Genomic DNA, 4080 nt, shown 5'->3' on the forward strand with positions numbered 1-4080 from the left:
CCGGGCTCGCCGCCGGCACCGCGCAGGCCGCCGCGCCGGCCCACGGTGCCACCGCCGAGCCCCGTACGCTCGCGGCGAGTTGTTCGCAGGCGTACCTGCCGCTGCCCGACCCGTACTGCACCCCCGGTGCGTACAACCCGGACGTCACCCAGGCGACCATCGGGCAGACCATCTGCGTCTCGGGCTGGACCGCCACCGTCCGCCCGCCGACCAGCTACACCAACCCGCTGAAGGTGCAGCAGATCGCCGCCTACGGCTACGCGGACACCAGCACGGCGGACTACGAGGAGGACCACCTCGTTCCGCTGGAGCTCGGCGGCGCCCCGCGCGACCCGGCCAACCTGTGGCCCGAGCCGCGCTACGGCAACCAGCCGGCGCAGAGCAAGGACTCCGTCGAGACCAAGCTCAAGAACGCGGTGTGCAACGGCCGGGTGGGCCTCGACGACGCCCGCAGCGCGATCGCGAACGACTGGACCACCGCGCTCGGCGTCCTGGGGCTGTGAGGCCGGCTCCCCGGGAGCCGGCGTGACAGTGCCGCCCGGGCCGTCCGGTCCCCTGTGCCGGACGGGCCGGGCGGCCGTCTGTGTGGGCGGGTACCCCGCCGTGCGGTGTCCGGGCGCCCGCGAGGTGCGGTGCCCGCCGGGGGTCAGTGCCCGTCGCAGCCCGGAAGGGCCTCGCACATCGGCGCCGTCATGCCGGTGCCGACGAACCTGTCCTCGGGGGCCTTCCAGGCGTCCTTCGGCTGGGCGCCGGCCTTGGTGGTGGCCCAGACGGCCAGCTCGCTGACCGCACCGCCGTCGCTGACCACGTACTCGTGCAGGGTGACGGTGCTGCCGTCGGCCTGCGGGACGGTCAGCACGGCGGCGAAGTAGGGGGCGTCCGGGGCGCTGTCGACCTTCACGGTGGCGCCGGGCGCGGTCTTGGCGCAGGACTTGAGCGCCTCCGTCAGGCGGCCCTCGGCCAGGTTGGTGGTCTGCTTGGTGCCGCTGCTGCGGGTCGGGTCACCGTGGAACAGCAGGGTCTGCTGGGCCGCCCAGCGGTCCCCGTCGAAGCCGACCGAGGCCTTCGCGGCGGCGGCGCCGGTGAACAGCGGCTCGTCGTCCTTGGCGATCGCGGCGCGGCACAGCTCCATGCCCTTGAACTGGACTGGGCCGGAGACCGGCTTGGCGTTGGCCGCCAGCGGCGTGTAGTGGTAACTCTCGTCCATCGGGATGCTCTTGGTGTCCATCCAGGCCTTGTCCGGGATGCCCTTGTCGGAGCCGGCCGGCTTGGTGGGGTTGGTGCTGGGCGTGGTGCCGGCGGCCCCGGCCGGTGCGGCGGTCTTCCCGGCGTCCTGGCTCCCGTTGTCCGGGCCGCAGGCGCTGAGCGCGCCCAGGCAGACGAGGGCTGCGGCGGTGGCGGTGGCGAGTCTGGTGGTGCGCAACTGACGGTTCCTCGGGTGTCCGGTGGCGTTGGTCGGGGTCGGGCGCGCACCGGCCGTGGGCCGCTGGTGCGCGGCGCCGTCCGTCCGTCCTCGCCGCCCGGTCGACCCGTGGTCGCGGGCATGCGGCATGGCAGCTCCTCCCCCCTCTGCGTACGGCCGTCGTGCTCCTCGCCCGGCCGCCCGCCCCGGGATTGAGGGGTGGTCAGGGCCGATGGCATGCCGACGGCGGTCGAAACTTATGCCACCGGAGCGCCGGTCGCCAAGCCGGGTTCCGGCCGGAGGCCCGGATTCCCTTTGGGGTCGATGGGGCTTGTGGGGCCGATGTGAACGGGCGTGGAGGGTGTGTGGGGGATTCCTGGAGCGTGCCTTCGCGTCCGTGCGCGGGCCGGGGCGGCGCATCCGGGCTGGTGGGGGCAGGTGCGCCGGGCTCGTGCGACGTTCTCGGAACGTGCGGGGGCGGGAGACCCTCGGCGCCCGGGGCCTCCCCGTTCGCGGCCGGTGCGGGCGGCCGGTCGGAACGGATGCGGTCAGCCGACCCGGCCCCCGAGGCCGGAGCGGCCCGCCGGAACGCCGTCGAGGGTGACCACGGTCTGCTGCCCGACGGCCTCGCCGAGCACGCCGGCGATCGCCCCGGTGGCCGCCGCGACCAGACGCGCGGGCGCGTCCGGGACCTGCGGCAGGTGGTAGGCCGCCTCCCGCATGCTCAGCGTGACCACCGGCGCGACCTCGTCGGTCGGCAGCCCGCCGATGCCCCGGCGGCGCTGCGGGACCCCGATCAGCTCGACCGCGACCAGGGGGCGGAACTGCTCGCCGAAGACCGTGGCGACGGCCTCGGTGAGGCCGGCGATGAGCGACCGCTCGACGTCGGGGTCGAGGGACTCCTCGCGGATGTGCAGGCTCAGGTGCGGCATGGTGGAGCTCCGTTCGGCTCGGTTCGTACCATGGGCTGGCAGGTTTGCTTTGCACGTAAAACAGCTTTGCTATCAAAGGTAACTGGGAAGGGGTGTGCGATGTCAACGCCCGAGAGTGAACCGCGCGACGTGCGGCAGCCGTCGAACGGGGAGGAGCTCGACGACGCCGTACGGTCGATGCTGCTGCTGATGCCCCGGCTGGTCGGGCGGGCCAAGCGCATTCCCGTCCCCGAACCGCTGCTCGGCTTCGCGCTGGCGCCCCGTCACCTGTCGCTGCTGGCCTGCCTGCTGCTGGACGGGCCGATGGGCGTCAACGACCTCGCCGCCCGACTGGAGGTCGCCCCCACCACGGTCAGCCTGATGGTCGGCGACCTCAGCCGGCAGGGCATCCTGGAGCGGCGCGAGGACGAGGCCGACCGCCGGCGCCGCATCGTCGCGATCGCCTCCGCCCGGCTGCCCGCCATCGAGGCCTGGCTCGCCCCGGGGGCCGCCGCCTGGCGCACGGCCCTCGGGCCGCTCAGCGCGGCGCAGCGGCGCCTGGTGGTGGACACGCTGCTGGCGTACGAGGAGGCCGTGGGGCGGGAACGGGACTGACCTCTCGGGGGGCGGTTACGCGTGGGTGCCCGGGACGCCGAGCTGCTGGGCGAGCCAGGGGAGGGCCTGGGCGAAGGCCGCGGAACCGGTCTGCCAGGTGTGCCCGCCGGAGCCGACCGCGTTCACGGTCCGGATGCCGTCCTTCCGGGCCGCCGTCTCCAGGGCCCTGGCGGACTCGATCTGGCCGTGCTCCTCGTTTCCCTGGGCGAAGTAGCCGGAGACACCCTGGTACCTGGGGTGGTGGGCGAGCACGGTCAGTGGGTCGTGGGCGGCCCAGGCGGCCGCGTCGCCGCCGTACAGCTCCTGGACGGTGTGGTCCCGGTCGCCGATGGACGGACCCTTGTCGCCGGAGAAGTCGGCGAAGTGGGTGAAGACGTCCGGGTGCTCGACGGTGAGGTCGAACGCGCAGGTGCCGCCCATCGACCAGCCGGCCACGCCCCACCTGTGCGGGTCGGTGGCGGCGTTGAAGGTCTTCTGGACGAACGGCGGGACGTCCCTGAGCAGATGGCTCTCGGCGTGGCCGTGCGGGCCGTCCACGCACTCGGTGTCCACCCGGAAGCCGCCGGTGGCGTCCACGAAGACCAGGATCGGCGCGAAGCCGTTGTGCCGGGCGGCGAAGGCGTCGGCGGTCTTCACGGCGTTGCCCGAGCGGATCCAGTTGTCGGGCGCCGCGAACTCGCCGCCGATCATCTCCAGCACCGGCAGCCTGGGCCGGTTCCGGCTGCGGAACCAGGCGGGCGGGAGGTAGACCAGCTCCTGGCGGTGGGCGAAGCCGCTGGCGGTGTCCGGTATGTCGACCTGGACGATGCGGCCGGTGCCGGTCCTGCCGTGGACCGACCCGAGCTCGTCCAGGGTGATCTGGTCCGGCAGCGGCTGCCCGCCGAGCTCACCGATCGCGTCTCCCAGGGTCGGGTAGTAGCCGGTCGCGATGTTCACGCTGTTCGCCGCGCAGAACAGCGCCAGCAGCACGGTCGGCGCCACCAGCGCCCGCCGCCACCACCGGGCGCCGCGCCAGCCGAACCCGAGCACGCACAGCGCCGTGACCGCCACCCCGCTCCACAGCCACACCCCGAACGGGATCGGGTCGGTGATCCCGCTCAGCACCGGCACGGCGACGGCGCCGGCCGCGGTGGCCGCCAGCGCCGTCCCGAG

General features: G+C 74.1%; 5 protein-coding genes. 2 read left to right on the forward strand and 3 right to left on the reverse strand.

From position 1 onward, the window contains the following. Positions 1–503: hypothetical protein (locus KS423_RS40045; RefSeq protein WP_224284649.1), on the forward strand; the 503-nt coding region annotated here is incomplete at its 5' end. 143 nt (positions 504–646) lie between these two features. On the opposite strand, the gene KS423_RS40050 is transcribed toward KS423_RS40045, so the two are convergent. Both KS423_RS40050 and KS423_RS40055 read right to left on the reverse strand, forming a co-directional pair. Continuing rightward, the gene (locus tag KS423_RS40050) at positions 647–1423 is read right to left on the reverse strand and encodes a hypothetical protein (protein ID WP_224284650.1); all 777 of its coding nucleotides are present in this window, start codon (positions 1421–1423) and stop codon (positions 647–649) included. Between the two features lie 527 nt (positions 1424–1950). After that, complete coding sequence (locus tag KS423_RS40055; RefSeq protein ID WP_224284651.1) at positions 1951–2334, reverse strand: hypothetical protein; 384 nt, start codon at positions 2332–2334, stop codon at positions 1951–1953. Between the two features lie 99 nt (positions 2335–2433). Between KS423_RS40055 and KS423_RS40060 the strand changes: the two genes are divergently transcribed. Further along, positions 2434–2928 (forward strand): MarR family transcriptional regulator, encoded by a 495-nt coding sequence (locus KS423_RS40060; RefSeq protein WP_224284652.1) that lies wholly within the window; start codon positions 2434–2436, stop codon positions 2926–2928. 15 nt (positions 2929–2943) lie between these two features. Here KS423_RS40060 and KS423_RS40065 read toward each other — a convergent pair. Next, positions 2944–4080 (reverse strand): alpha/beta hydrolase family protein (locus tag KS423_RS40065; RefSeq protein ID WP_224284653.1); only part of this gene is annotated, 1137 nt, incomplete at its 5' end.

Source organism: Streptomyces sp. LS1784 (assembly GCF_020103755.1).
Taxonomy (GTDB): Bacteria; Actinomycetota; Actinomycetes; order Streptomycetales; family Streptomycetaceae; genus Kitasatospora.

Bases quoted from the DNA above. Each gene is read 5' to 3' on its own strand.
- KS423_RS40055 (WP_224284651.1), bottom strand. From the start codon at position 2,334: ATGCCGCACCTGAGCCTGCACATCCGCGAGGAGTCCCTCGACCCCGAC.
- KS423_RS40060 (WP_224284652.1), top strand. From the start codon at position 2,434: ATGTCAACGCCCGAGAGTGAACCGCGCGACGTGCGGCAGCCGTCGAAC.